Raw genomic sequence first — 24,124 nt, 5'->3', positions numbered from 1 at the left:
CCTCGACGAAGCTTGCGAGTCATAGATGAGTGATGTCCAGCGCGGCCTGGTCCAAGCGCTCAGGGAAGGCGCCCGCGAACGGCTCAAGGCCGCCCGCGGCGGTGGCATCACCTGGGCCCGCCGGATCGCGCCCGCCCCGGTCCTGCTGCGGCTCACCGTCGCCCTGACGCTGTTCGTCGCCGCCGAACTCGCGGTCCCGCCCGAATGGGGCGCCTCCGGGTTCCACATCGCCGCCGCCTCGCTCTTCGCCCTGGCCGCGGCCCTGCGCCCGGCCGGGGTCGCGCCGCTGCTCGCGATCGCGTTCGTCCTCGTCTCCTGGCTCCTCGGCGGCGTCCTCGACCGGGAGTCGGACGGCGACCCTTCCCTGTGGACGGCCGCCGCCCTCGCCTGCCTGCTGTACACGGCCCACGCCACGGCGGCCGTCACCCAGCGTCTGCGGACCACTACCGCAGTGGACGGTGAGATCATCCTCACCTGGGTGCGCCACCTGGGACTGGTCCTGGCGTCGACTGTGGCCGCCGCCGGCACCTTGGCCCTGTTCACCGCCTTCTTCACCGGTCTGACCGCCGGATTCGCCGTCGCGGCGGGCATCGTGGCAGCGGTTACCGTGATCTACCTCCTTGCGCGTTCACTACACAAGAACCCCTGAGCAAGGCCAGAATTGAACACGTGAAACGTATAGTCGTGATAGGTGCCGGTCACGTCGGTTTTTACGTTGCCGAACGCTTGAGCAAGTTGCTGAAGGGCGACATCAAGCGCGGTCAAGTTGAACTGATGGTCATCGACCCCAACCAGCACATGACCTACCAGCCGTTCCTGCCCGAGGCGGCTGCTGGATCCATCTCCCCGCGACACGGTGTTGTGCCGCTCCGTCAGGCCCTCAAGTACTGCACCATCCTCACCGGTGCCGTCACCGAGATCAAGCACGCCGAGCGCAAGCTCACCGTGCAGCCTTTCGCCGGTCCCACCCGCGAGGTCGAGTACGACGAGGTCATCGTCGCCCCCGGCTCCGTTTCCCGGCCCCTGCCCATCCCCGGACTGGCCGACACGGCCATCGGCATCAAGTCGATGGGCGAGGCGATCTGGCTGCGCAACCACGTGCTCCAGCGCTTCGACATCGCCGCCACCACCGAGGACCCCGACGTGCGCCGCAAGGCGCTCACGTTCCTGACCGTCGGCGGCGGCTTCGCCGGCGCGGAGACCCTCGGCGAGCTCGAGGACCTCACGGCGAACATCGTCAAGAACTACCCGATGCTCGACGCCTCCGAGATCAAGTGGTACCTCGTCGAGTACGCCAACAAGATCATGCCCGAAGTGGGCCCGGAGATGGGCGCCTACGCCGCCCGCGAGCTCACCAAGCGCGGCGTCGACATCCGCCTGGGCACGACCCTCAAGTCCTGCGAGGGCGGCCACGTCGTCCTCACCGACGGCGAGGAGTTCGACTCCGACACCATCATCTGGACAGCCGGCGTCATGCCCCACCCGCTCATCAAGCAGTCGGACCTGCCGATCGGCCCCCGTGGCCACCTCGAGTGCAACACCCGGCTCCAGGTCGCGACCGGCGTCGAGGCCGGCACGAACACCGTCGGCGAGGTCGTCGAGGACGCGTGGGGCGCGGGCGACTCCGCCCAGGTCCCCGACACCTCGGACTTCCCGATGGACTGGTGCACGCCCTCGGCGCAGCACGCCGTCCGCCAGGCCCGCATCCTGGCCGACAACGTGTACGCCGAGCACGTCGGGCGCGCGCTCAAGCCGTACGAGCACAAGTACCTCGGCTCGGTCGCCGGCCTCGGCCTGTACAAGGGCGTCGCCAACACCTACGGCTTCAAGGCCAAGGGCCTGCTGGCCTGGCTCATGCACCGCGGCTACCACCTGTCGCGCGTGCCCGGGACCGGCCGCAAGGGCCGCATCCTCGCGGACTGGATCGTCGGCTTCTTCACGAAGCGCGAAATGGTACAGCTCGGTGAAATCCAGGCAGGGCGCGAGCCCTTCGAGGCCATCGCCGCAGGCACCGACCCCGCACGAGCCGTCAAGGCCGCCGGTTAGTCGTTACAGTTAGAGCACCACGGGTAGACACCCGTGGTGCTCTAGCCTTTTGCGAGGTGGAAAACTGGTGTCCATGAGAGCACGTGTACTCGTCGTTGACGACGACCCGGCCCTGGCGGAGATGCTCGGCATCATCCTCCGGACCGAAGGCTTCACCCCCACGTTCGTCACCGACGGCGAGAAGGCGCTCGCCGCGTTCAAGGAGCACCGCCCCGACATCGTCCTGCTCGACCTCATGCTCCCGGGCATGAGCGGCATAGACGTCGCGAAGGCGATCCGCGGCGAGTCCGGCGTGCCCATCGTCATGCTCACCGCCAAGTCGGACACCGTCGACATCGTGCTCGGCCTCGAGTCCGGCGCCGACGACTACATCGTCAAGCCGTTCAAGCCCAAGGAGCTGGTCGCCCGCATCCGCGCGCGCCTGCGCCGCGGCGACGACGTCACCCCCGAGCGCCTGGAGATAGGCAAACCCGGCCTCCAGGTCCAGATCGACGTCCCGGCCCACCAGGTCACGCTCAACGGCGCGGAAGTCAAGCTCACGCCGCTGGAGTTCGACCTGCTCGTGGCCCTGGCCCGCAAGCCCCGGCAGGTCTTCACCCGCCAGGTCCTGCTGGAGCAGGTGTGGGGCTACCGCCACTCGGCCGACACGCGACTGGTGAACGTCCACGTGCAGCGCCTGCGCGCCAAGATCGAGCCCGACCCCGAGCGCCCCAGCTCATCCAGACCGTCCGCGGCGTCGGCTACAAGGCCGGACTGGGCTAGCGGCGGCGAATGCTCGCGGAGACGTAAGTGGCGGACAACCGGAACCGGCCTCGTGAGAGGCCGGTGTGGCTTCGACGGTTCGGCAGCGCCGCGGCACGCTGGGCCGGCCGCGCGGCCACGCCCGTCGTCGCCCGCTTCCGCGCCTCCCTCCAGCTCCGCGTCGTCGCCTCCACCCTGATCGCCTCCACGATCCTCGTGCTCATCTTCAGCTTCGTGGTGGCCGGATCGGTCACCTCAGGGCTCCTCAGCGAAGGCCGGAACACGGCCGTCGACGAGACCGAGAACGCCGTCGAGCGGGTGGCCGAGCAGCTCGCCCCCTACGGCACCACCTCCGACTCCGCGCTCGCCACGACGATGCAGCGAATCGTCAACGAGCTCGCCGAGGACCCGGTCTACGCGCCGGTGATCGTGCTGCGCACCGCCGACGGCGCCGTCACCAAGACCCACCCGGTCGCCGGGGGCGCCCTGCCCTCCGAGGCGCTTCAGGCGAATGTGGCCGAAGGCAAGATCGCCGTCCAGTACGGCGACTTCACCCTCGACGGCGAGTCGATGCCCTATCTCGTCGTGGGCTCCTTCATCGACCTGCCCATCGACTACGAGCTGTACGCGTTCTACCCGCTGGAGTCCCAGCAGGACACCATCAGCCTCCTGCGCACCAACCTCGCCCTCGCGGGCGTCGCGCTCGTGCTGCTCCTCGGGGTCATCGCCGCGCTGGTGACGCGTCTGGTCGTCACCCCCGTGCGCGAGGCCGCCCGCACCTCCCAGCGCCTGGCCGCCGGGCTCCTGCACGAGCGCATGGAAGTGCGCGGCTCGGACGACCTCGCACGGCTGGCCGGGTCGTTCAACCTCATGGCCGAGAACCTCCAGAGCCAGATCAGGCGCCTGGAGGAGATGTCGATGATGCAGCGGCGCTTCACCTCCGACGTGTCCCACGAGCTGCGCACCCCCCTCGCCACGATCCGCATGGCCGCCGACCTGCTCTTCGACAACCGCGACGACTTCGACCCCGTGACCAAGCGCTCGACCGAGCTGCTCCAGGACCAGATCGACCGCTTCGAGGACCTGCTCCAGGAGCTGCTGGAGATCTCCCGCTTCGACTCCGGGTTCGCCTCGCTCGAAGTGGACGCGGTCGACGTGGGACGCATCGCCGAGGAGGTCGTCGAGGGCCTGTCGCACCTCGCGGGCGAATGCGGCGTCGAGGTCTCGGTGTCCAAGCCCGCGCGCCGCGTCATCGCCGAGGTCGACCCGCGCCGCGTCCAGCGCATCCTGCGCAACCTCGTCTCCAACGCCATCGAGCACGCCGAGGGCAAGCCCGTGGAGATCACCGTCGCCGAATCCGAGACGGCCATGGCGGTCTCGGTGCGCGACCACGGCGTGGGCCTGCGCCCCGGCCACGCCGACCGCGTCTTCGACCGCTTCTGGCGCGCCGACCCCTCGCGCAACCGCAAGACCGGCGGCACCGGTCTGGGCCTGGCGATCAGCCTGGAGGATGCGAAACTGCACTCCGGGACCCTCCAGGCCGCCGGCGAGCCCGGCAAGGGCACGCTGTTCGTGCTCACGCTGCCGCTCCAGGCCGGGAACCGGGTCATCGCCTCGCCGATTCCGCTGCGGTTCGAGGCCCGTCCGCCGACCGATTCGGAGGTACCGCATGCGACGCAGGACTAGCCTCGCCGCCGCGCTCGCGCTCGGCGTCACCTGGGTCGCGTCCGCCTGCGGCATCCCCTCCGACAAGGCCCCCGAGGTCGTCGGCGACGCCCCCAGCGACTTCGACCAGTCCTCGGGCACGAGCGCCGAGGCGTTCGGCCCGGAGCTGGACGCCGTGCCGACAGTCGAGAACTACCTCAAGGCCGCCGGCGGCAACGCGGAGGGACGCGACGACCGCCTCAACGCGTTCACCGCGAGCGAGAAGCAGTTCTCCGAGCCTTCCATCGGCATCGACCTGCTCGACAACATCAGCGTGGTCACCGCGAGCGCCACCGGCGTCACCTCGGCCACGGTCACCGTGACCGGCTCGGTCGTCGGCACCTACCTGCCCGACGGCTCGGTGCGCATGAACGCCGCGCCCCGCGACTACGACGAGACCTTCACGCTCCAGCGCGAGACGCTCCAGGACCTGTGGAGCATCTCGGTGCTGCCGTCCCAGGCGATGCTCGACTACGACCAGTTCACCGCCGTCTACGAGCAGGCGCCCCTGTACTTCGAGGCCGCGCAGAGCGAACTGCTCGTCCCCGACCTGCGCTGGATCTACCGCGACCTCGACGCCGACGCCGAACTGCGCCTGCGCCTGGGCTGGCTGCTCGGGGGCCCCTTGGAGTTCGCGCGCTTCTCGGCGCGCAACGCCATCCCCGAGGGCACCTCCGGGAAGCCCGTCGCCGACGACGGCGTCCTGCGCATCGAGCTCTCCCTGGGCGAGGCGGTCGAGCCCGACACCCACGCCGCCATGGCCGCGCAGGTCGCCTGGAGCCTCGGACTCGACAACCGGTTCGTCCTGATCGCCGACGGCGAAGAGGTCTTCGACGGCTCCCTGAGCGACTGGCGCGGCTGGAACGCCATCCCCGCCGACCTGCCCGAGACCGGCTACTTCGTCGCCGACGACACCGTCTGGGAGTACGACAGCGAGAACGTGACCACCGAGTCGCCCGACCACCCGTGGGTCGGCTACCAGGTCGCCGGACTCCGCCAGGTCGCCGTCTCGCCGGAGGACCAGATCGCCGCGGTCGTGCGGACCGCCGGCGTCGACACCCTCCAGACCGGGACCAGCTCCTCGGCGATGCGCGTCATCACCGACCTCAGCGGCAACCTGGCCGATCCGCAGTGGCTCTCCGCCGGCACGGTCATCGTCGTGGACGACGGCGTGCCGACCGCGATCGCCTCCAGCGGCGGCACGGTGCAGACCCTCGCGGTGGGCACCGACGTCACCGACCTCGCGCTCGCCGCCGACGGCCGGCGCCTGGCCTACGTCGAGGACGGCTCCGCGTGGGTCGCCCCGCTGAGCATCGACGCCGACGGGAACATCCAGGTCGGCGACCCCCGCCGCATCGGCCACGACATCACCGACGTGACCGGGGTGGCCTGGAGCTCGGAGAACTACCTCTGGGTGGCCGGGGTGCGCGGGGACGACCGGCTCTTCCGGGTCGCCCTCGACAACTCGCGCACCGACGTCCAGAGCTGGACGCTCGGGCTGGAGATCGCGCAGATCGCGGCCAACCCGGCCGACCCGGTCGAGTCGAACCCGCTCAACCGCGGCGAGCCGGTGCTCGTGGTCGCGAACGCGACCCTGTACAGGGTCCAGTCGTCCGGTCCCGAAGAGGTCAGGAACGGCGAGCAGGCCGTGGCGGGCACGGCCCCCTTCACGGTGCTGCAGTAGCGGACGCCCGGCACGAGGAGAAGGCCCGGAGCAGGTGCTCCGGGCCTCCGACGTTTCCTCATCGCTCGCGCGCGGGGCTCACGCACCGGCGGCGCCGCGCCGCCCGTCCGCGGTTCCCCGCGAGCTCAGGCGTCGACCGTGAAGCCGACCGAGCGCAGGTTGCTCGCGACGACCTCGACGTACGCGATCTTCTCGACGGGGATGAACAGCTGCCGGCCCTTGTCGTCCTCGAGTCGCAGGATCCCGCCGTCGCTGACGGCCTGCTCGATCTTCTCGGACAGGTCCTTCGGCGACAGCTTGCTCTCCAACACCAGTTCGCGTGGGGCGTACTGGACACCGATCTTGACCTCCACGGGCCCTCCTCAATCGAAACACTCTGACGTCTAGACGTTGCAAGACTACTCGTGGGGCGGTGCCGGGCAGGGGACCGAGGAGTGCGCCGAGAGCGAACTAATCGCGCAGGGCCGGCCGTCGCTGCGCGGGCTCGCCTTCGGCTCCGCGCGGACCGGGCCCTCGCTACCCGGGTTCGCCTTCCCTCGGGAAGTGCGAGATCCCGCGCCAGGCGAGGCTGCTCATGAGCTGGATGGCCTCGTCCTTGGGGATCACGCGGCCCGAGGCGATCCACTTCCGCGCCGCGATCTCCGCGGCCCCGACCAGGCCGGTCGCGAGCAGTTCGGCGCGGGCCTTGTCGACGTGGGCGTCGGCCATGATCGTGTCGGCCATCGCCTCCACGCACTCGGTCTCCATGCGCAGCACCCGCTCGGCGACCTCGGGGTCGTTGCGCTGGTCGGACTCGAAGACGAGCCGGAACGCCTCGCCCTGGGCGTCCACGAAGTCGAAGTAGGCCCGCATGGCGCGGTAGACCCGCTCCTTGTTGTCCTCAGTGGATTCGATGGCGTCCCTGACCTGGCCCACCAGCTCGGCGGCCCGCCCGTCCAGCAGCGCCAGGTACAGCTCCAGTTTCGAGGTGAAGTGCTGGTACAGGACCGGTTTGGAGACCCCGGCGTTCTCGGCGATGTCGTCCATCGAGGTGTTGTGGTAGCCCTTGGACACGAAGACGTCCTGGGCGGCCCGCAGCAGCTGTGCGCGTCGTTCGCTCCTGGGCAGTCGGATCCGGCCCTCACCAGCGCTGTTCACCAGGGCACCTCTCCTCGCGTCATGTCGCCCATCCGTCAGTCGCGAGATCTTGCGACCTGAAGGAAGTTTACGGAAACCTGAATACAGTCTCCCAGCGTACGGGGGCGACAAACGCGGGTTCGAGTCACTGGGCGCGCCACGGTACCTTGAGACCGGGAATATGAAGGAGTTGTCTAGTGGTGTATGACCAGAACCGACCGGATGAGCCGTCGCGTCCGAGCGGGGAGGAGCGGACCTCCCGCAGGCGCATCGGCAGGTCCTGGGGCCCGCCCGCCGAGGAGGCCCCCGAGGCCGCCGAGGAGGCGCGCCAGGGGATGGCCCAGGCGCCCGAGCAGTACCGGTTCGACCCGGACCGCGGACGCCGCCACCGCTACAGCGAGGACCCGACCGGACAGGTCCCGAACGTGGAGATCGCCGAGACCGGGCCGATGGTCCCGGCCACCAGGCGCCCCTCGCCCGGCGAGCAGTTCGCCCCCCTCCCGGCGGCTCCGGAGACACCCCAAGGCCCCCAAGGATTCCCGAACGACCAGCAACCCCAGCAGCCGCAGTCGCCGTTCGCGCCGCCGGGTGCGAACCATGAGTACAGTGCGCCGCCGGGCGTGAACCATGAGTACGGCGTGCCGGGAGCGAACAACGCGCAGCCGGGTGCGAACCACGAGTTCGGGGCGCAGCCGGGCGTGAACCACGGCGCGCCGCAGCCGGGCGTGAGCCAGGAGTTCGCACCGCCGGGCGCGAACCAGACGCCGGGGGCGAACCCGGAGTTCGGCGCTCCGCAAGGCGCGAACCACGAGTTCGGCGCGACGCCCGGTGCGCACCAAGGCGGACCGTCGGCCCCGCCCGAGTACACGGCCCCGCCGGCGCCTCCCGTTCCGCCGCAGCAGCACTTGAGCGCGCCGCAGGACTTCGGCGCCCCGCAGCAGCACCCCGGCTACAGCGCCCCGCCGATGCCCGGCGACTACGCCCCGCAGCAGCACCCGCAGGGCCCGGCGCAGCCGGGGCCGAACCAGGATTTCGCGCCCGGCGGCGCGAGCCACGAGTACAGCGCGCCGGCCCCGAACTCCAGCGCCCCGCAGCACTTCAGTGCGCCCCAGGCCAACGCGATGCCGAGCGCGCCGCCCGCCAACCCGGCGTTCGCCACGCCCGCCCCGAACCGCGAGCGCACCGCCCCGCCGACGCCGCAGGAACCGCCCGCGCCCCCCGCCGCGCCCGAGCCGCAGGGGTACTCGCAGCCCGCGCCTCCCGCGCCGCCGCAGCACACCGGGCCCATCGAGGTCCCGCAGCCGCCCGCGCAGCAGGCCCCGCCGCCGCAGCCGACGCCGGCCGCTCCCGCCCCGATCCCCGTCGGCGAGCAGCAGACCGACCAGTTCCCGCTCGTCCAGCAGCAGCCGCTCACCGAGGTCTCGCCCGCGGCCGTCCCGAGCCCGCCGGTCACCGAGCAGGCGCCGCTGCGCACGGCCCCCGCGAACCGGCCGCCCTTCCCCGAGCCCACCCCGCCCGCGACCGTGGAGCAGCCCGGACACATGCCGCCCAGCCCCGCCGCAGTGAACGAGACCGAATCCGAGCGCCTGGTGGACGCGGTCCGCCAGGTTCCCGGCGTGCGCGACGCCTTCCACGTGACCGCCCCCGACGGCGCCTCCAGCCTCCGGCTCGAACTCGAGGAGGGCGTCGACCCCGACGAGGTCCACGCCGTCGTCTCCGCCGTCGTCGCCGAGCAGCGCGCGGTCGAACCCGGCCCGCAGTCCGCCGACGAACCCCGCCGGGACCTCAGCGGCCAGGTCGAGACCCCCTCCTCCGAGATCGACGTCGCCCAGGTCGGCCCCGTCGTGCTCCGCCGCGTCGACATCGAGTCCGCGGGACTCGAGGCCGAAGTCAGCGTCACGCTCTCGCTCGGCCGCGAGGAGTCCACCGGCAAGGTGGCCGTCCCGCCGATCGACTGGCACATCCAGCACGCCGCCGCCGCGGCCACTGTGGAGGCCCTGCGCCCGCGCCTCGGCGCGAGCGACGTGCGCGTCGAGGTCGAGCACGCCTCGATCGTCCCCACCGGCCCGGTCAAGACCGCCGTCGTCGTCATCCTCTGGCTCGACGGCCACTCCGTGCGGCGCCTCTCCGGCGCGGCCGTGGTCACCGCCGAACGTTCACGCGCCGTCGTTTCGGCTACTTTGGGTGCATTGGCAGCCGAAGTGTCACACTAGGACCCATGAAACGGGCACGGCTGGTGGACGTCGACGGGGTACGCGACCCCCAGCGTCCGCACCCGCCGTGGCCGGGCATCGAGCACCAGCTCAGCCGCCGCCGGCTCTTCATCCGCCACACCCCGCCGACGGCCCCGGGCGCCGAGCCCGCGGTGTTCGTGCACGGCCTCGGCGGCTCCGCCCAGAACTGGACCGACCTCGCCGACGCCCTCTCCGACCGCGTCGCGGCCGACGCGATCGACCTGCCCGGCTTCGGCCACTCGGCCCCCGCCCCGCGCGTCACCGTCCCGCTCCTCGCCCGGGACGTCGCCGCCTGGATCGTCGAGTCCGGCCGCGGCCCCGTCCACCTCGCGGGCCACTCCCTCGGCGGTGCCGTCTCCGTCTACCTCGCCGCGACCCGCCCCGGCCTGGTCCGCACCCTCACGCTCATCTCGCCGGCCATGCCCTTCGCCAACCCCCGGCGCTCCCACCAGGCCCGCTACCTGCCGATGCTCGCCGTGCCGAACATGGCCTGGTTCGCCGACCGCGCCATGCGCTCGCGCACCCCCGAGCAGGTCGTCGACGACATCATCCTCGGCACCTGGGCCGACCCCAGCCTCATCCACCCCCAGCGCCGCCGGGAGGCCATCGCCGAGGCCCGCCACCGGCTCGCCGTCCCCTGGAACTCCCGCGCGTACATCCAGACCTACCGGGGCCTGATGGCCTCCTTCTTCCAGGCGTTCGTCCCCGGCACGCACTCGCTGTGGCGCCTCGCCACCGAGATCCAGTGCCCGACCCTCGTCGTCTGGGGCAAGCAGGACCGCGTCATCGACGTGCGCCAGGCGCCGCCCGCGGCGCTGGCGATCCCCGACTCGCGCCTGCTCATCCTCGACCAGACCGGCCACGTCGCGATGATGGAGCGCCCGCAGGCGACCGCCCGCGCGATGGCCGCGATGCTCGACGAGTTCCGGGCCTCCGAGGAGTCCGAGCCGTCCGCGCAACCCGAGACGGCCGTACCGTGATTTCCGCCGCGGACGCGGATGCGACCGCCAGGAATGTCGGACCCGCAAGGCACCCTTGGAATCGGGGGGCCCGGGCGGGCCCTGTGACCTCGGCGTGCCCGCATGGTGAACTCGAATCGGACCACACAAAAACCGCGGGTCGGCCAATCGGGGCCCCGTCTGTCTTAGACTCGCCGGTGTGACTGAGGGACGGCTGGATCGCAACCGCAGGCTCCGCAGACGGCGGCGCCTCGTGCTGTTCGCCGTCCTCCTCCTGATGGCGGGCGCGGGCGCCTACTTCGCCCTCGGCGCCGCCGTCACCGAGAAGCCGCAGGCCCTGAACGAGGACGAGCAGGTCGCCCCGACCATCGTCGCGCCGTCCCCCGACGACCCGACCCTCTCGGCCCCGCAGACGCAGGCCACGCCGCCGCTGTACTACTCCGGCACCGGCACCTGGACCTACGCGAACCCGGCGGACGCCTCCGTCGCGGGCACCGCCGGCACGCTCCTGAAGTACGACGTGGCCGTCGAGAACGGCCTCGGCCTGGACGCGGACGGCTTCAGCGAGTTCGTCCGCGCGACGCTCGCCGACTCCCGCTCCTGGACCGCCGGCGGCGCCTGGCGCCTCCAGCAGGTCGGCCAGGGCGGCGGCGCGGACTTCACCGTCTACCTTGCCAGCCCCGAGCAGCGCGCGATCCTGTGCGGCTCGACCAACACCACGGTCTCGTGCCGCAACGGCGACAGCGTCGTCATCAACTCGGCCCGCTGGATCACCGGCGTCGGCCACTGGGACGGCACCCTGGAGACCTACCGCCAGTACGCCGTCAACCACGAGGTCGGCCACCGCCTCGGCCACGGCCACGAGGTCTGCCCGGCCGACGGCGAGACCTCCCCGGTGATGGCCCAGCAGACCTACCAGCTGGGCGGCTGCGTCGGCAACGCCTGGCCCTACCCCGACGGCAGGACCTACATCTCCGGCCCCGCGGGGGACTACAACGGCCCTGAGCTCCCGCCGGACGACTTCGTCGACCGGTGACCGGCTCGAACCATCCGTTCCACGGAATGGGACGATCCGTCCCACAGGCGTGAAGCTCCGCACATCGCGCTTCCCGGTGGAATATCCAAGGCGTGAACATGCATTATTGGACATATGAGTTTGCCGCCGCTGGTCGAACCAGCCTCTGAGCTGTCGGTCGACGAGGTGCGCCGCTATTCGCGCCACCTCATCATCCCCGACGTCGCCATGGACGGTCAGAAACGACTCAAGAACGCCAAGGTGCTCTGCGTGGGCGCGGGCGGCCTCGGGTCCCCCGCCCTCATGTACCTGGCCGCCGCCGGGGTCGGCACGATCGGCATCGCCGAGTTCGACACCGTCGACGAATCCAACCTCCAGCGCCAGATCATCCACGGCCAGTCCGACATCGGCCGCCCCAAGTCCGAGTCGGCCGCCGCCTCGATCCGCGAGATCAACCCGTACGTCGAAGTCGTCATCCACAACACGGTGCTCGACAACGACAACGTCTTCGAGATCTTCGAGCCGTACGACCTCATCATCGACGGCACCGACAACTTCGCGACCCGCTACATGGTCAACGACGCGGCCGTCCTCTCCGGCAAGCCCTACGTGTGGGGCTCGATCTACCGCTTCGACGGCCAGGCCAGCGTCTTCTGGGCCGACCAGGGCCCCTGCTACCGCTGCCTCTACCCCGAGCCCCCGCCGCCCGGCATGGTCCCGAGCTGCGCCGAGGGCGGCGTCCTCGGCGTGCTGTGCGCCTCGATCGGCTCGATCCAGGTCACCGAGGCCATCAAGCTGCTCACCGGCATCGGCGACCCGCTCGTGGGCTCGCTCATGGTCTACGACGCGCTCGAGATGACCTACCGCAAGATCAAGGTCCGCAAGGACCCGAACTGCGCGGTCTGCGGTCCCAACGCCACCGTCACCGAGCTCATCGACTACGAGGACTTCTGCGGCTCGGTCACCGACGAGGCGGCCGAGGCCGTCGTCGGCTCCACCATCACCGCCCGCGAACTCGCCGAGTGGATCAAGGAGGGCCGCGACATCGACCTCATCGACGTGCGCGAGCCCGCCGAGTACGAGATCGTGCGCATCCCCGGCTCGCGGCTGATCCCCAAGGGCGACATCGTCTCCGGTGCCGCGCTCTCGGATCTGCCGACCGAGCGGCAGGCGGTGTTCTACTGCAAGGCGGGCGTGCGCTCCGCCGAGGCGCTGGCCGCGGCGAAGGCCGCCGGCCTGAAGAACGCCGTCCACGTCCAGGGCGGCGTGCTCGGCTGGATCAACCAGGTCGACCCGAGCCTGCCGGCCTACTAGCGAACGCGATTCGAGGGGCGTACGGCCACCGGCCGTACGCCCCTCGTCGCGCTTTGCGTTGCTTCGGCAGGATATGAGATTTCCGACGGGGTTCATCAACGGATTCCCGTCCTGGGGCATTGACTCCCCCTTGACCGATTACCTAGCCTGGGCACCATGATCCGCAAAAGCGAACGAAATTCCAGTCGCCTGCGTCCCTCCCGCCGCACACTCCTGCGATTCGGCGTGCCCGCCGCGGCCGTCCTCGTCGGCGGCGGCGCCGTGGCCACGGTGGCCGCGAACGCGTCCGAGAACGGACTCGACTCGGTGTTCGGCCCGTCCCGCGAGGACCTCGAAGCCGACCTGAAGGCCCGGATCGACGACTACCTCGCCTCCACGGACACCCAGGTCGAGGCCTCGATCGCCGTCGAGAAGGGCGACATGCACCTTGACTACAACCCCGACCAGACGCACATCACCGCCTCGATCGTCAAGGTCGAGATCCTCGCGATGGTCCAGCAGTACTGGGGCTCGGTCGACGTCATTCCCGAGGACCACCGGGAACTGCTCGAGCGCATGATCACCGAGTCCGACAACAGCGCGACCACCACCCTCTACAACTACCTCGGCGGCGTCGAGGCGCTCCAGGCCGCCCACGACCGCTACGGCCTCCAGAACACGACCGTCGACGCCCAGGGCCGCTGGGGCGTGGGCTGGTCCAGCGCCCCCGACCAGCTCGTCCTGACCGAGATCGACCTCTTCGAGGGCGTCCTCGACGCCGAGCAGGTCGCCCTGAGCCGCGAGCTCATGGGCGCCGTGATCGAGGAGCAGGCGTGGGGGATCTCGGCCGCGGCCGCCGAGGGCGAGACCGTCTGGCTCAAGAACGGCTGGGACGTCGAGTCGCAGCTCGGCGGCCTGTGGGTGGTGAACTCGATCGGCGTGATCGACGGCGAGGGCGAGGAGCCGATCTCGATGGCCGTCCTCACCAGCGGCGCCGTCGACGACATCGAGGGCATCCCGATCGTCGAGGAGATCGCGGCGATCACCCGCGAGGTCATCGACGAGGTCTGAACCGCATCGGCGTGAGCGGACGTCGGTCATACGTCCGTTCACGCCGAAGCCGTTGCCTCGCAAAAGGACGGAATAATCCGACCGTGATCGGCCGTGCGGCCTATTGTGAGATTCAGTCCGATTCCATAGCCTTGCGGGATGATTCGGCAAGACCACGACAACACCATCGCGCGGCGCCCGCGACCCTCACGGCGCACCGTCCTGCGAGCGGCCGTCCCCGCGGCCGTCGCACTCGCCGGCGGCACCGCCTGGATCGGCACCAACGCCTGGGCCGCCGGCCCCACCGACACTGAGCTGGCGATCGAGCTCACGAACCGCGTCAAGACCTATCTGGCGACGACCGGCACGCAGACCGAGGCCTCGGTCGCGGTCTCGCGCGGCTCCCGGTTCATAAGCACCAACGGGCGCAAGACCCACGACACGGCCTCCATCGTGAAGATGGAGATCCTGCTGATGCTGCTGGAGGAGTACGACGGCGTCGCCTCCATTCCCGCGCAGCAGAAGGAGTGGGCCGGGCAGATGATCAGGGCGTCGAACAACGACGCCGCCACGAGCCTCTACAACCACCTCGGCGGCTGCGACGCCCTCTCAGCGGCCCACGAACGGTACGGCCTGAACTACACGGAGGCCTCTTCGGACTGCCGCTGGGGCCTGACCAAGACCAACGTGGGCGACCAGATCAAACTCCTGAACCTGCTGCTGTACCAGGGCCTGCTCGTGCAGGACGAGGTGCTCTACGCCCGCTCGCTGATGGGCTCCGTCAACGCGGATCAGGACTGGGGCGTCAGCGCCGCCAAGAAGTCCGGCGAGACGGTCTGGCTCAAGAACGGCTGGGACACCCGCTCCTCACTCGGTGGTCTGTGGGTCGTCAACTCCGTCGGCATGATCCACCGCCCGAACCTGGCGGCGATCCGCATGGCGATCCTGACCAGCAAGGCCCCCAACCAGTCCAAGGGCGTCGCGATCGTCGAGGAGATCGCCGAGATCTCCCGCTCGGTGATCGACAAGGCGGTGTAGCGCCCCGGTCCCAAGCCAAGGCGAACGGCCCGGTCCGCAATGGACCGGGCCGTTCGCCGTATTCATCCTTTGGGAACCGGCTTCGCTCGGTACCGGCTGTGCCGCTGCTATCGTTCCTTCGCTCCGCTCAGTACCGGCTGTACCGCCGCTACCGTCCCCTCGCTCCGCTCAGTACCGGTAGTGGTCGGGCTTGTACGGTCCCTCGACCTTGACGCCGATGTAGTCGGCCTGCTTCTTGCTCAGCTCGGTGAGCTTGACGCCGAGGGCGTCCAGGTGCAGCCGGGCGACCTCCTCGTCCAGGTGCTTGGGCAGCGTGTACACGCCGACCGGGTACTGGTCGAGCTTGGTGTGCAGCTCGATCTGCGCGAGGACCTGGTTGGTGAAGCTGTTGCTCATCACGAAGCTCGGGTGCCCGGTCGCGTTGCCCAGGTTGAGCAGCCGGCCCTCGCTCAGCACGATGATCGAGTGCCCGTCGGCGAACTGCCACTCGTGGACCTGCGGCTTGACCTCGAGCTTCTTGATCCCCGGCTCGGCGGCGAGGCCGGCCATGTCGATCTCGTTGTCGAAGTGGCCGATGTTGCCGACGATCGCCTGGTGCTTCATCCGGCGCATGTGGTCGACCGAGATGATGTCGCGGTTGCCGGTGGTGGTGATGAAGATGTCGGCGTACTCGACCGCGTCCTCGAGGGTCAGCACCTGGTAGCCGTCCATGGCCGCCTGGAGCGCGCAGATCGGGTCGATCTCGGTGACGATCACGCGGGCGCCCTGGCCGCGCAGCGCCTCGGCCGAGCCCTTGCCGACGTCGCCGTAGCCGCACACGAGCGCGACCTTGCCGCCGATGAGGACGTCGGTGGCCCGGTTGATGCCGTCCGGCAGCGAGTGCCGCACGCCGTACTTGTTGTCGAACTTCGACTTGGTCACCGAGTCGTTCACGTTGATCGCCGGGAACGGCAGGCGCCCTTCGCGCTCGAGCTCGTAGAGCCGGTGCACGCCGGTGGTGGTCTCCTCGGTGACGCCCTTGATCTCGGCGGCCTGGCGGCTGAAGCGGGTCGGGTCCTCCTTGAGCGAGCGGGCCAGCAGCGCGAGCACCACGGCCTCCTCCTCGCTGTCGGCGGACTCCGGGGCGGGGACGGACCCGGAGGCCTCGAACTTGGCGCCGTTGACCACGAGCATCGTGGCGTCGCCGCCGTCGTCGAGGATCAGGTTCGGCTCCTCGTCGCCCCAGTCGAGGGCGCGCTCGGTGCACCACCAGTACTCCTCGAGCGACTCGCCCTTCCAGGCGAAGACCGGGACGCCCTGGGGCTGGTCCGGGGTGCCCTGGCCGACGGCGATCGCGGCGGCCGCGTGGTCCTGGGTGGAGAAGATGTTGCACGAGGCCCACCGGACGCGGGCGCCGAGCGCCGTGAGCGTCTCGATGAGGACGGCGGTCTGGATCGTCATGTGGAGCGACCCGGTGATGCGGGCGCCCTCCAGCGGACGGGACGCGCCGTAGCGCTCGCGCAGGGCCATGAGGCCGGGCATCTCGTGTTCGGCCAGTCGGATCTCGTGCCGGCCGTAGTCGGCCAGCTTGAGGTCGGCGACCTTGTAGTCGTCGGCTCGCAGCGTGTTCGTCATGCCTGAAATGCTACGCGGTGCGCTGCGCGGCCCCGCTGAACGGCACCGTGGCGGAAGCCACCGAAGAGGCTGCGGCGGGAGCCGCCGAAGGGGCGTCGCGGGGGCCTCCGAGGGAACGGCGGCGGCTCCGCGGCGTGGGGCTGCTGGGGCTGCCGTCACCGGTCGTGGCGGGAGCCACGGAAAAAATATCTGTGGCAACTCGAGTTTCTGCTTGACACTGGAGAGGCTGTGGGTAATATTGCAGATACGCAGCGTCACGGGGATGCGGGGATCCACAGGGTCCCGGACCATCACCGGCGGCGCGGCGGAGATACCAAACCGGGGGGAGTGCCGGGCAGTCTGGGGTGGCTGCCCGGCACATTAATTTTTGCGCCGGATCACAGGCCCGGGTCGCGATGCGACCCGGGTTTTCTGTCGTACCCGGCGACTACTCTTAAAATCAGGGGCCCCCTAGGACTACCCGCTTTCGCGTGCGCGGCGTCCGGATCGCTAATTCGATTGCGCGTCCTCGCGATCCGCGAGAAGGTCGCTACGTGAGCAACCCTGACATCGACATCGTTCCGATCGATCCGCTCGACCGCGACCTGGTCAACGGCTGGATCCGCGCGCAGCGCGCCGTCACCGAGCACGACCTGCCGGGCGAGCCCCTGCCCAGTCCCGCGTTCCAGCGCCTGCGGCTCCTGCTGTGGCCCGACGCCCTGAACGTCGAGCGCTACGTGGCGCGCAGGGGCGGCGACGTCATCGGCTCGATCCAGTTCTCCATGCCGAACAAGGACAACCAGCACCTCCTCGAGCTCGAACTCGACGTGCGTCCCGAGCACCGCCGCCAGGGCGTCGGCACCGCGCTCCTGGAGTTCACCGAGCGCCGCGCGCGCGAACTGGGCCGCGACACGATCCTCGCCTTCGCCGTCGACTCCCTGGAGGACGGTCCGCGCTTCGACCACTCCGGGCAGGAGTTCGCGAAGGCCCGCGGTTTCAAGGTCGTCGACCAGGAGATCCACCGCCGCAACGACCTCACCCTCGTCGGCGACGACGAACTCGGCAAGCTCTACGCCGACGCCTGGGAGAAGGCCGCCGGCTACGAACTCGTGCAGTGGATCGACGACTGCCCCGACGAGATCATCGAGGGCTACGCGGGCCTCAACGAGCGCATGTACACCGACCCGCCGATGGGCGAGGAGTTGGACATCCGCCCCGCCGTCTACGACGCGGCCCGCGTCCGCAACAACGAGTGGACCTCGAAGGAGCGCGGCCAGACCCAGTTCGCGTCCGCCGTCGTCCACGTCGAGACCGGCGAGGTCGCGGGCATGTCGGTCGTCGGCCTCGTCCCCGGCGAAGAGCTGCACGCTTGGCAGGAGGACACGATCGTCGACGAGAAGCACCGCGGGCACCGCCTCGGCATGGTCCTCAAGATCGCCAACCAGCGGCTCCTGCGCCGGTACCGGCCCCAGATCCGCTACGTGCACACCTGGAACGCCGAGGTCAACGACCACATGATCGCCATCAACGAGGCCATGGGCTACCGGGCCCTGTGCCGCGACTTCGACGTCCAGAAGAAGCTCGCCTGATCCGAGGCGCACGACCACGGATTCCCGCGTTGCAGAGGGAGACGGCCCGACCGCTCGGCGGTCGGGCCGTTCGTTCTCCGCCAATTCGGTTGCGCGCTCCCGGGCGAGTCCGGGATCGTCGAAGGCATGTCCGCCCCTGAACTCGAAATCCTCCCGATCGACCCGCTCGACCAGGCCCTGGTCGACGACTGGATCGGACTCCAGCACACCGTCGCGCGCCACGACAGGCCCGGAGATCCGCTCCCGTCGCCTGCGCTCGCGCGGCTGAGCCTCCTGATGAGCGGCGAATACCACCGCACCGAGCGCTACGTCGCCCGCGCCGCCGGCGCGGTCGTCGCCGCGCTCGGCCTGGAGACGGCGCTCCAGGACAACCGGCACCTGGTCGAGGTCAAGCTCGAGGTCCACCCGGACCACCGCCGCGCGGGCGTCGGCACCGCACTCCTCGCGTTCACCGAGCGGCGCACCGCCGAACTCGGCCGCGGCACGATCCTCGGCTCCGCCCACGAGGACGTCGAGGGCGGGCCCGCATGGGACCGGTCCGGGCGGGACTTCGCGAACGCCCGCGGCTACACGGTCGTCGACCGGGACGTCCACGGCCGGTGCGACCTCGCCCTCGTCGGCGACGACGAACTCGACAAGCTCTACGCCGAAGCCTGGAACAGGGCCGCCGGATACGAACTGCTCCAGTGCGCCGAACCCGCCGTGTCCGACGACCTGGTCGCCGGCATCGCCTACCTGTGCGAGCGCATGTACACCGACATGCCGATCGCCGAGGCCCTCGACCTGCGGCCCGCCGACGTCGACACCGCCCGCATCCGCGAGTACGAGCGGTCCCGCGTGCGGCTGGGGCAGCGGCAGTTCATCAGCGCCGTCCGCCACATCGAGACCGGCGTGGTCGCCGGGTACACCTTCATATGGGTCGACCCCGGCGAAGACGAGCACGCCTGGCAGGACGACACGATCGTCCTGCCCGAGCACCGCGGCCGGCGCCTGGGCACGATCCTCAAGATCGCCAACCACCGGCTGCTGCGCGAACACCGGCCCCGGATGCGCTACGTCCACACCTGGAACGCCGAAGTGAACGGCCCGATGCTCGACATCAACACCGCCGTCGGCTACCGGCCGCACGGCCGCGACCTGATCGTCCAGAAGAAGCTCGCCTGATCCGAGGCGCACGACCACGGATTCCCGCGTTGCAGAGGGAGACGGCCCGACCGCCGAGCGGTCGGGCCGTTCGTTCGTCTTTCAGGCGCTCGCGATGAACAGTTCGCCCTCACCCGAGGCCGTGAGCGGTCCGGCGGTGCCCGGCGAGAACGCGGCGCGGCCCGGGGACAGCGCCACCTCGCCCTGGCCGTCGGCCACCGTGACGCTTCCGCCGGTGGACAGGCAGATCCGCGGGCCGTCGACCTCCACGGTCACCGGCTCGCCCGTCAGCTCGACGCGCTTGAGCGCGAAGTCGTCGATCGGGACCGGCCACGAGCGCACCGGGCCCTCGTCCTCGGCGGCGGTCCGCGGGTCGGCCATCGCCTGGAAGTCCAGGACGCGGAGCAGCTCGGGCACGTCCACGCGCTTGTTCGTGAGGCCGCCGCGCAGCACGTTGTCGCTCGCGGCCATGAGTTCCACGCCGAAGCCGTGCAGGTACGCGTGCAGGTTGCCCGCGGGCATGTACACGGCCTCGCCCGGCTGGAGCGTGATGTGGTTGAGCAGCAGGCTCACCAGGACGCCCGGGTCGTCGGGGTAGTGGCGCGCCAGCGACACCAGGTCCGCGCCGTCCGCGGTCTCCAGCTCGCTGGCGGCCTTGGCGGCGGCGTCGATGATCCCGCGGCACTCCTCGCGGCCGAGCCCGAGCAGGTCCGGCACGGCCCTGCGCAGCCCGGCCTTCTTGTCGCGCAACGTGGCGACGAGGTGTTCGAGCTCGGTGACGCCGAGCGCCGCGATGTCGTCGGCCGCGGCCAGCGGGTCGCGGAAGCCGCACATGGCCCGGAACTCGGTGAGCGCCACCAGCATCTCGGGCTTGTGGTTGTCGTCCACGTAGTTGCGGTAGGCCGCGTCGATGCCGATGCGCAGCTCGCGCTGGTGGCCCGAGTGGGCCTGGCGCGAGTTCGGGTGCGCCTGGAGCGAGAGCGGCTTGCCCGCGGCGAGGAGCTTGAGCAGGAACGGCAGCTTCGCCCCGAACCGCTCGTTCACGCGGTCGCCCAGCAGCGCGGCCGGCGCCGACGCGATCGCGTCGTCCAGGGGACGCCCGTCGTGGAGGGTCGAGGGCGCGCTCGGATGGGCACCGAACCACTCCTCGGCCTCTGGCAGGTCCGCGGGGACCTCGCGGCCCTGAAGCCTGGCGAGGTCGACCTGCGATCCCCAGGCGTAGTTGCGGATGACGCCGTACAGCCCCTGCACCGCCGCTCCTCTACTGTTCGGGTCCGGAGGTCTCAACTGTATCGGTACGGCCCGTGCGCCCCGAGACCCCGGCCCGTCTCCGGGGAAGACCGGGGTATCGATACCAGGGGCCGTGAGGAGCGATGCTCCCCGCAGCCCCCGGTCGGCGTTGCGGCGCTTGGAAAACGCTCGCCTACTCGGCGCCGAGCGTCAGGTCCTTCATCTCCGAGACCGCCGGGACGCGCATCGGATCGAGCCCGTGGGCGAGCGCGAGGTACACCGACGCGAAGTCGGGCACCGAGATGAGCGAGGCCAGCCGCTCCAGCGCGCAGCCGCCCTCGGCCGGGAGCACGTCGCAGCGGACGCCGCGGCGGGAGGCCAGGTCGGCCACCGCGTCGGCGCGGCGGGTGTCGGGCTTGGGGGAGGAGTCGTCGCCGTCGAGGCCGTCGTCGCGCATGAGCACGATCCGCAGGCGCGTCAGCTCGTCGTCCTCGGGGTCGGCGAAGATGTCGGTCTGCCCTTCGGCGAGCGAGCCGAACACGCCGTCGAGGAGGCCCACGCGCCCGCGCCCGACCTCGCCGAGTTCGCCGGAGACGACCGGGTAGCGGGAGTTCGCGGCGAGCATGTCGCCGAAGCGCCGGGCGGCGACGCCCGCGAGCGGGCTGGAGCCCCACACGACCGGGATGGACCCGGCCAGGTTCATCGCCAGCTCCTTGGCGGGGTTCACGTACGCGTCGGCGTCGGGGCGGCAGCGCTCGGCGTCCTCGTCGAGGCGCCTCGCGGTCTCGGCGATGTCGGCCTCGACCAGGCTCACGAGCCCGAGTTCCCTGGCGGCCATGAGCACCGGCACGGCGAGCGCCCACAGGCTGAGCCGGGCGGGGGCCCGGCGCGGGACGGCCACGAACGAGGCGCGGGCGCGCTCGGCGAGGGCCTGGAGCTCGGAGTCGGGGGCGCCGATGGCGACCAGGCGCGCGCCGCGGCGGGCGGCGGCCTCGGCGGCGGCGAGCGCCTCGGGGCTGCGTCCGGACGCGGACACGGCGATGACCACGTCGGCGGCGCCGACCCAGCCGGGGACGCCGGCGGAGCGGTGCGCGAGGATCGGCACGGGGCAGCGGGGCCCGGCGACGGTGGCGAGGATGTCGCCCGTCCGGGCGGCGGTGCCGACGCCCGCGACGACGACCGCGCGGGGGCGGCCCTCCTCGGCGAGGGCGGCGAGCCCGGCGTCGGCGGCGAGCGCGGCGGACTCGCGCAGCTGCGGTCCGGCCGAGGCGAGCGCCCACAGGGCGCTGCCGGGGCGGATCGAGTCGCTCAGGTCGCCTTCGATGCGGCGCTCGTCGGGGAGCCGGTCGCCGGTGATCCCGGCGAGGCCGTCGTCCTCAAGACCCATGCTGTGTTCCTCCTTGGCCTGTGGCCTGTGGGGTCGCATTTCGGTGCGCCCCTTGGCGGTTCGCTTCGGTTGCCGGGGGATCGGTGGCCGCTGCGCGGCGTCTGCGGGTGGGGGTTACTCGCCGTTGACACCGTAGCTCGAGGAGGCGCCGTCGAGGAGCATCACGGGGATGCCGTCCTCGACCCGGAAGACCTTCGCGCACTCGGAGCACGTGAGCGCGTTCTCCTCGCGGTCGTAGGCGAGCGGCGCGTGGTGGGGCTCGGGGCAGCGCAGCAGTTCCAGGAGCACGGGTTTGGGCGCGGTGGCGGGCATGGGCTAGTTCCTTACGATGCGGAGGAGGTCGTCGCGCAGCCGTTCCATCGAGGCCTGGTCGCGGTGCTCGACGTTGAGCCGCAGCAGCGGTTCGGTGTTGGAGGGGCGCAGGTTGAACCAAGAGCCGTCTTTGAACGAGACGGTAATGCCGTCGAGCAGGTCGGTGCCGACATCGTTTTGGCCGGCGAATTGCTCAGCGATTTCGTCTATCTTGCCGTGGGGGTCCGTGACCTTGGTATTGATCTCGCCGGAGGGCGTGTAGCGGACGAACTCCTCCGCCAGGTCCGACAGGGGCCGATCCGTCTCGCCGGCTGCTGCCAAGACGTGCATCGCGGCGAGCATGCCGGTGTCGGCGAACCAGAAATTCCGGAAGTAGTAGTGCCCGGAGTGCTCGCCGCCGAAGACCGCGTTCTGCTCGGCCATAGCAGCCTTGACGAACGAATGTCCGACTCGGGTGCGCAGGGGCCGCCCGCCGCGCTCGGCGATGATCTCGGGGACCGCCTTGGAGCAGATCAGGTTATGGCATACGGCGCTGCCGGGGTCCTTGGCGAGTTCGCGGGTGGCGATGAGCGCGGTAATGGCGGAGGGCGTGACGGGATTGCCGTCGGCGTCGACCACGAAGCAGCGGTCGGCGTCGCCGTCGAAGGCCAGACCGAGATCGGCGCCGACCTCCTTGACGCGGGCCTGGAGGTCGACGAGGTTCGAAGGCTCCAGCGGGTCCGCCGGGTGGTTGGGGAAGGTGCCGTCGAGCTCGAAGTAGAGCGGGTCGATCTCCAGCGGGAGGGCGGCCAGGAGCTGGTCGCCGAGGACGGCGGGGACGGTGTGGCCGCCCATGCCGTTGCCCGCGTCCACGACGATCTTGAGCGGGCGGATGCCGGAGAGGTCGACGAGTCCGCGCATGTAGTCGGCGTACGCGGCGAGGAAGTCCTCGCTGGTGACGGTGCCGGGCTTGGGGGCTTCGGGGGCGGGCTCGCCGTCGAGGATCGCCTGGGCCTTGTCGCGGATGTCGGCCAGGCCCGTGTCGAGGCCGATGGGCCGCGCGGCGGGCAGGCACATCTTCAGGCCGTTGTACTCGGCCGGGTTGTGGCTGGCGGTGAACATCGCGCCGGCGACGCTGCGCTGCCCGGCGATGAAGTAGAGCATGTCGGTCGAGCACAGGCCGGCCTCGACGACGTCGGCGCCGGCCCGCGTGGCGCCGCGCGCGAAGGCGGCGGCGAAGTCGGGGCCCGAGTCGCGCATGTCGTGCCCGACGGCCCACTTCAGCTCGCCGGTGACGGCGACGGCGGCAGCGCCGATCGCCTCCATGACCTCGGTGGTGAGCTGCGAGCCGACGAGTCCGCGGACGTCGTAGGCCTTCACGAATTCACTGAGCTGGGGAGCCACGGGTCAGATGCCGCCTTTCCGGGTTACGGGGCCGGTGGGAGGCGGCATGGCCGACGGCGCGGGCGCCGCGGCGGATGGGGCCGCCTCCGTGACGAGACTAGCGCTGTTGGTCCTCGTCGCCGGACACCACCCGGAGGTGACGCCGGGCACCGAACTGGGGCGCCGCGGGGCGGTGCCCTTGGCGCTGAGCGGGTTCGACCTCGGCCAGGCGGCGGCTCGCGAGCGTGGCCGCGTCCGACGGCTCGGCCTCCGGTTCGTGCCGTTCGCCGACGGCCGCCTCGCGGACGGCGTTGGCCAGTGCGACCAGGTCGTCGTCCGTGGGCATGGGCACGGCGTAGTCGCCCTGATGGCGGACCAGGTCCCAGCCGTGGGGGACGGTGAGGCGCCGGGCGTGCGCGTCACACAGGTCGTAGCTGTGGGGTTCCCGCGTCGTGGAGAGCGGGCCGACCACAGCGGTCGAATCCGAGTAGATGTATGTCAAAGTGGCCACCGCAGGCTGGCGGCAGCCGTTCCGGGAGCAACGCCGATCCGACCTCACCCCACGAAACTACCACTCGCGGTGGCGAAGTCAGCGGCGCTGAGCAGTGGCCCCTCACCGATTCGTGTC

General features: G+C 70.8%; 20 protein-coding genes and 1 pseudogene. 13 read left to right on the top strand and 8 right to left on the bottom strand.

Annotated features, from left to right (window positions below; translation table 11 throughout):
- Window positions 1-25 precede the first annotated feature (25 nt).
- From BLQ63_RS08440 to BLQ63_RS08420, 5 genes and pseudogenes are all read left to right on the top strand, one after another.
- Window positions 26-649, top strand: coding sequence for a hypothetical protein (locus tag BLQ63_RS08440; RefSeq protein ID WP_091031744.1), 624 nt, complete (start codon window positions 26-28; stop codon window positions 647-649).
- 20 nt (window positions 650-669) lie between these two features.
- Complete coding sequence (locus tag BLQ63_RS08435) at window positions 670-2,046, top strand: NAD(P)/FAD-dependent oxidoreductase (RefSeq protein ID WP_091031740.1); 1,377 nt, start codon at window positions 670-672, stop codon at window positions 2,044-2,046.
- 73 nt (window positions 2,047-2,119) lie between these two features.
- Window positions 2,120-2,808 (top strand): annotated as a pseudogene (mtrA, locus tag BLQ63_RS08430) (MtrAB system response regulator MtrA).
- Between the two features lie 63 nt (window positions 2,809-2,871).
- Entirely contained in the window at window positions 2,872-4,473 is a 1,602-nt protein-coding gene (mtrB, locus tag BLQ63_RS08425; protein WP_091031737.1) for an MtrAB system histidine kinase MtrB, read from the top strand.
- The gene (locus BLQ63_RS08420) at window positions 4,457-6,175 is read left to right on the top strand and encodes an LpqB family beta-propeller domain-containing protein (protein WP_091031734.1); all 1,719 of its coding nucleotides are present in this window, start codon (window positions 4,457-4,459) and stop codon (window positions 6,173-6,175) included. Before mtrB ends, BLQ63_RS08420 begins: the two co-directional genes overlap by 17 nt.
- A gap of 125 nt (window positions 6,176-6,300) precedes the next feature.
- Here BLQ63_RS08420 and BLQ63_RS08415 read toward each other — a convergent pair whose 3' ends face one another.
- Window positions 6,301-6,528 (bottom strand): DUF3107 domain-containing protein, encoded by a 228-nt coding sequence (locus tag BLQ63_RS08415; RefSeq protein ID WP_091031732.1) that lies wholly within the window; start codon window positions 6,526-6,528, stop codon window positions 6,301-6,303.
- A 163-nt stretch (window positions 6,529-6,691) separates the two neighbouring features.
- Window positions 6,692-7,312, bottom strand: a complete 621-nt coding sequence (locus BLQ63_RS08410; protein WP_218125156.1) for a TetR/AcrR family transcriptional regulator — start codon at window positions 7,310-7,312, stop codon at window positions 6,692-6,694.
- A 176-nt stretch (window positions 7,313-7,488) separates the two neighbouring features.
- On the opposite strand from BLQ63_RS08410, the gene BLQ63_RS08405 reads away from it, so the two are divergent.
- From BLQ63_RS08405 to BLQ63_RS08380, 6 genes are all read left to right on the top strand, one after another.
- Window positions 7,489-9,504: a hypothetical protein gene (locus tag BLQ63_RS08405; RefSeq protein WP_091031730.1), complete on the top strand. Its 2,016-nt coding sequence runs from the start codon at window positions 7,489-7,491 to the stop codon at window positions 9,502-9,504.
- 5 nt (window positions 9,505-9,509) lie between these two features.
- Window positions 9,510-10,505: an alpha/beta fold hydrolase gene (locus tag BLQ63_RS08400; protein ID WP_091031727.1), complete on the top strand. Its 996-nt coding sequence runs from the start codon at window positions 9,510-9,512 to the stop codon at window positions 10,503-10,505.
- A 178-nt stretch (window positions 10,506-10,683) separates the two neighbouring features.
- On the top strand, window positions 10,684-11,520 hold the full coding sequence (locus BLQ63_RS08395; protein WP_143014814.1) for a DUF3152 domain-containing protein: 837 nt from the start codon (window positions 10,684-10,686) through the stop codon (window positions 11,518-11,520).
- Between the two features lie 114 nt (window positions 11,521-11,634).
- Complete coding sequence (gene moeZ, locus BLQ63_RS08390) at window positions 11,635-12,813, top strand: adenylyltransferase/sulfurtransferase MoeZ (protein ID WP_091031721.1); 1,179 nt, start codon at window positions 11,635-11,637, stop codon at window positions 12,811-12,813.
- 156 nt (window positions 12,814-12,969) lie between these two features.
- A complete protein-coding gene (locus tag BLQ63_RS08385; protein WP_091031719.1) occupies window positions 12,970-13,863 on the top strand; it encodes a serine hydrolase in 894 nt (297 codons plus the stop codon).
- 138 nt (window positions 13,864-14,001) lie between these two features.
- Window positions 14,002-14,880, top strand: coding sequence for a hypothetical protein (locus tag BLQ63_RS08380; RefSeq protein ID WP_091031714.1), 879 nt, complete (start codon window positions 14,002-14,004; stop codon window positions 14,878-14,880).
- 168 nt (window positions 14,881-15,048) lie between these two features.
- Here BLQ63_RS08380 and ahcY read toward each other — a convergent pair whose 3' ends face one another.
- Window positions 15,049-16,494: an adenosylhomocysteinase gene (ahcY, locus tag BLQ63_RS08375; protein WP_091031711.1), complete on the bottom strand. Its 1,446-nt coding sequence runs from the start codon at window positions 16,492-16,494 to the stop codon at window positions 15,049-15,051.
- Between the two features lie 533 nt (window positions 16,495-17,027).
- Here ahcY and BLQ63_RS08370 point away from each other — a divergent pair.
- Together BLQ63_RS08370 and BLQ63_RS08365 are read left to right on the top strand one after the other, a co-directional pair.
- On the top strand, window positions 17,028-18,062 hold the full coding sequence (locus tag BLQ63_RS08370) for a GNAT family N-acetyltransferase (RefSeq protein ID WP_177154842.1): 1,035 nt from the start codon (window positions 17,028-17,030) through the stop codon (window positions 18,060-18,062).
- A 126-nt stretch (window positions 18,063-18,188) separates the two neighbouring features.
- The gene (locus tag BLQ63_RS08365) at window positions 18,189-19,226 is read left to right on the top strand and encodes a GNAT family N-acetyltransferase (RefSeq protein ID WP_091031705.1); all 1,038 of its coding nucleotides are present in this window, start codon (window positions 18,189-18,191) and stop codon (window positions 19,224-19,226) included.
- A gap of 81 nt (window positions 19,227-19,307) precedes the next feature.
- Here the strand turns inward: BLQ63_RS08365 and manA are convergent, their stop codons facing one another.
- The 5 genes from manA to BLQ63_RS08340 form a co-directional block, all read right to left on the bottom strand.
- Window positions 19,308-20,456, bottom strand: a complete 1,149-nt coding sequence (gene manA, locus BLQ63_RS08360; RefSeq protein ID WP_091031701.1) for a mannose-6-phosphate isomerase, class I — start codon at window positions 20,454-20,456, stop codon at window positions 19,308-19,310.
- A 172-nt stretch (window positions 20,457-20,628) separates the two neighbouring features.
- Window positions 20,629-21,822: an SIS domain-containing protein gene (locus BLQ63_RS08355; protein ID WP_091031697.1), complete on the bottom strand. Its 1,194-nt coding sequence runs from the start codon at window positions 21,820-21,822 to the stop codon at window positions 20,629-20,631.
- A 114-nt stretch (window positions 21,823-21,936) separates the two neighbouring features.
- Window positions 21,937-22,134, bottom strand: a complete 198-nt coding sequence (locus tag BLQ63_RS08350; protein ID WP_091031693.1) for a Trm112 family protein — start codon at window positions 22,132-22,134, stop codon at window positions 21,937-21,939.
- 3 nt (window positions 22,135-22,137) lie between these two features.
- A complete protein-coding gene (locus BLQ63_RS08345) occupies window positions 22,138-23,517 on the bottom strand; it encodes a phosphomannomutase/phosphoglucomutase (protein WP_245680900.1) in 1,380 nt (459 codons plus the stop codon).
- 97 nt (window positions 23,518-23,614) lie between these two features.
- A complete protein-coding gene (locus BLQ63_RS08340) occupies window positions 23,615-24,055 on the bottom strand; it encodes a DUF3499 domain-containing protein (protein ID WP_091031690.1) in 441 nt (146 codons plus the stop codon).
- Window positions 24,056-24,124 lie beyond the last annotated feature (69 nt).

It is taken from the genome of Glycomyces harbinensis, assembly GCF_900101745.1.
Classification (GTDB): Bacteria; Actinomycetota; Actinomycetes; order Mycobacteriales; family Micromonosporaceae; genus Glycomyces; species Glycomyces harbinensis.
The sequence above is the reverse complement of the archived record's forward strand: the minus strand, read 5'-3'. Positions and strand labels throughout refer to the sequence as shown.

Coding starts and splice junctions, on each gene's coding strand:
- BLQ63_RS08400 (WP_091031727.1), top strand. CDS start 9,510: ATGAAACGGGCACGGCTGGTGGACGTCGACGGGGTACGCGACCCCCAG.
- BLQ63_RS08385 (WP_091031719.1), top strand. CDS start 12,970: ATGATCCGCAAAAGCGAACGAAATTCCAGTCGCCTGCGTCCCTCCCGC.
- BLQ63_RS08440 (WP_091031744.1), top strand. CDS start 26: ATGAGTGATGTCCAGCGCGGCCTGGTCCAAGCGCTCAGGGAAGGCGCC.
- moeZ (WP_091031721.1), top strand. CDS start 11,635: ATGAGTTTGCCGCCGCTGGTCGAACCAGCCTCTGAGCTGTCGGTCGAC.
- BLQ63_RS08420 (WP_091031734.1), top strand. CDS start 4,457: ATGCGACGCAGGACTAGCCTCGCCGCCGCGCTCGCGCTCGGCGTCACC.
- ahcY (WP_091031711.1), bottom strand. CDS start 16,494: ATGACGAACACGCTGCGAGCCGACGACTACAAGGTCGCCGACCTCAAG.
- BLQ63_RS08380 (WP_091031714.1), top strand. CDS start 14,002: ATGATTCGGCAAGACCACGACAACACCATCGCGCGGCGCCCGCGACCC.
- BLQ63_RS08350 (WP_091031693.1), bottom strand. CDS start 22,134: ATGCCCGCCACCGCGCCCAAACCCGTGCTCCTGGAACTGCTGCGCTGC.
- BLQ63_RS08365 (WP_091031705.1), top strand. CDS start 18,189: ATGTCCGCCCCTGAACTCGAAATCCTCCCGATCGACCCGCTCGACCAG.
- BLQ63_RS08355 (WP_091031697.1), bottom strand. CDS start 21,822: ATGGGTCTTGAGGACGACGGCCTCGCCGGGATCACCGGCGACCGGCTC.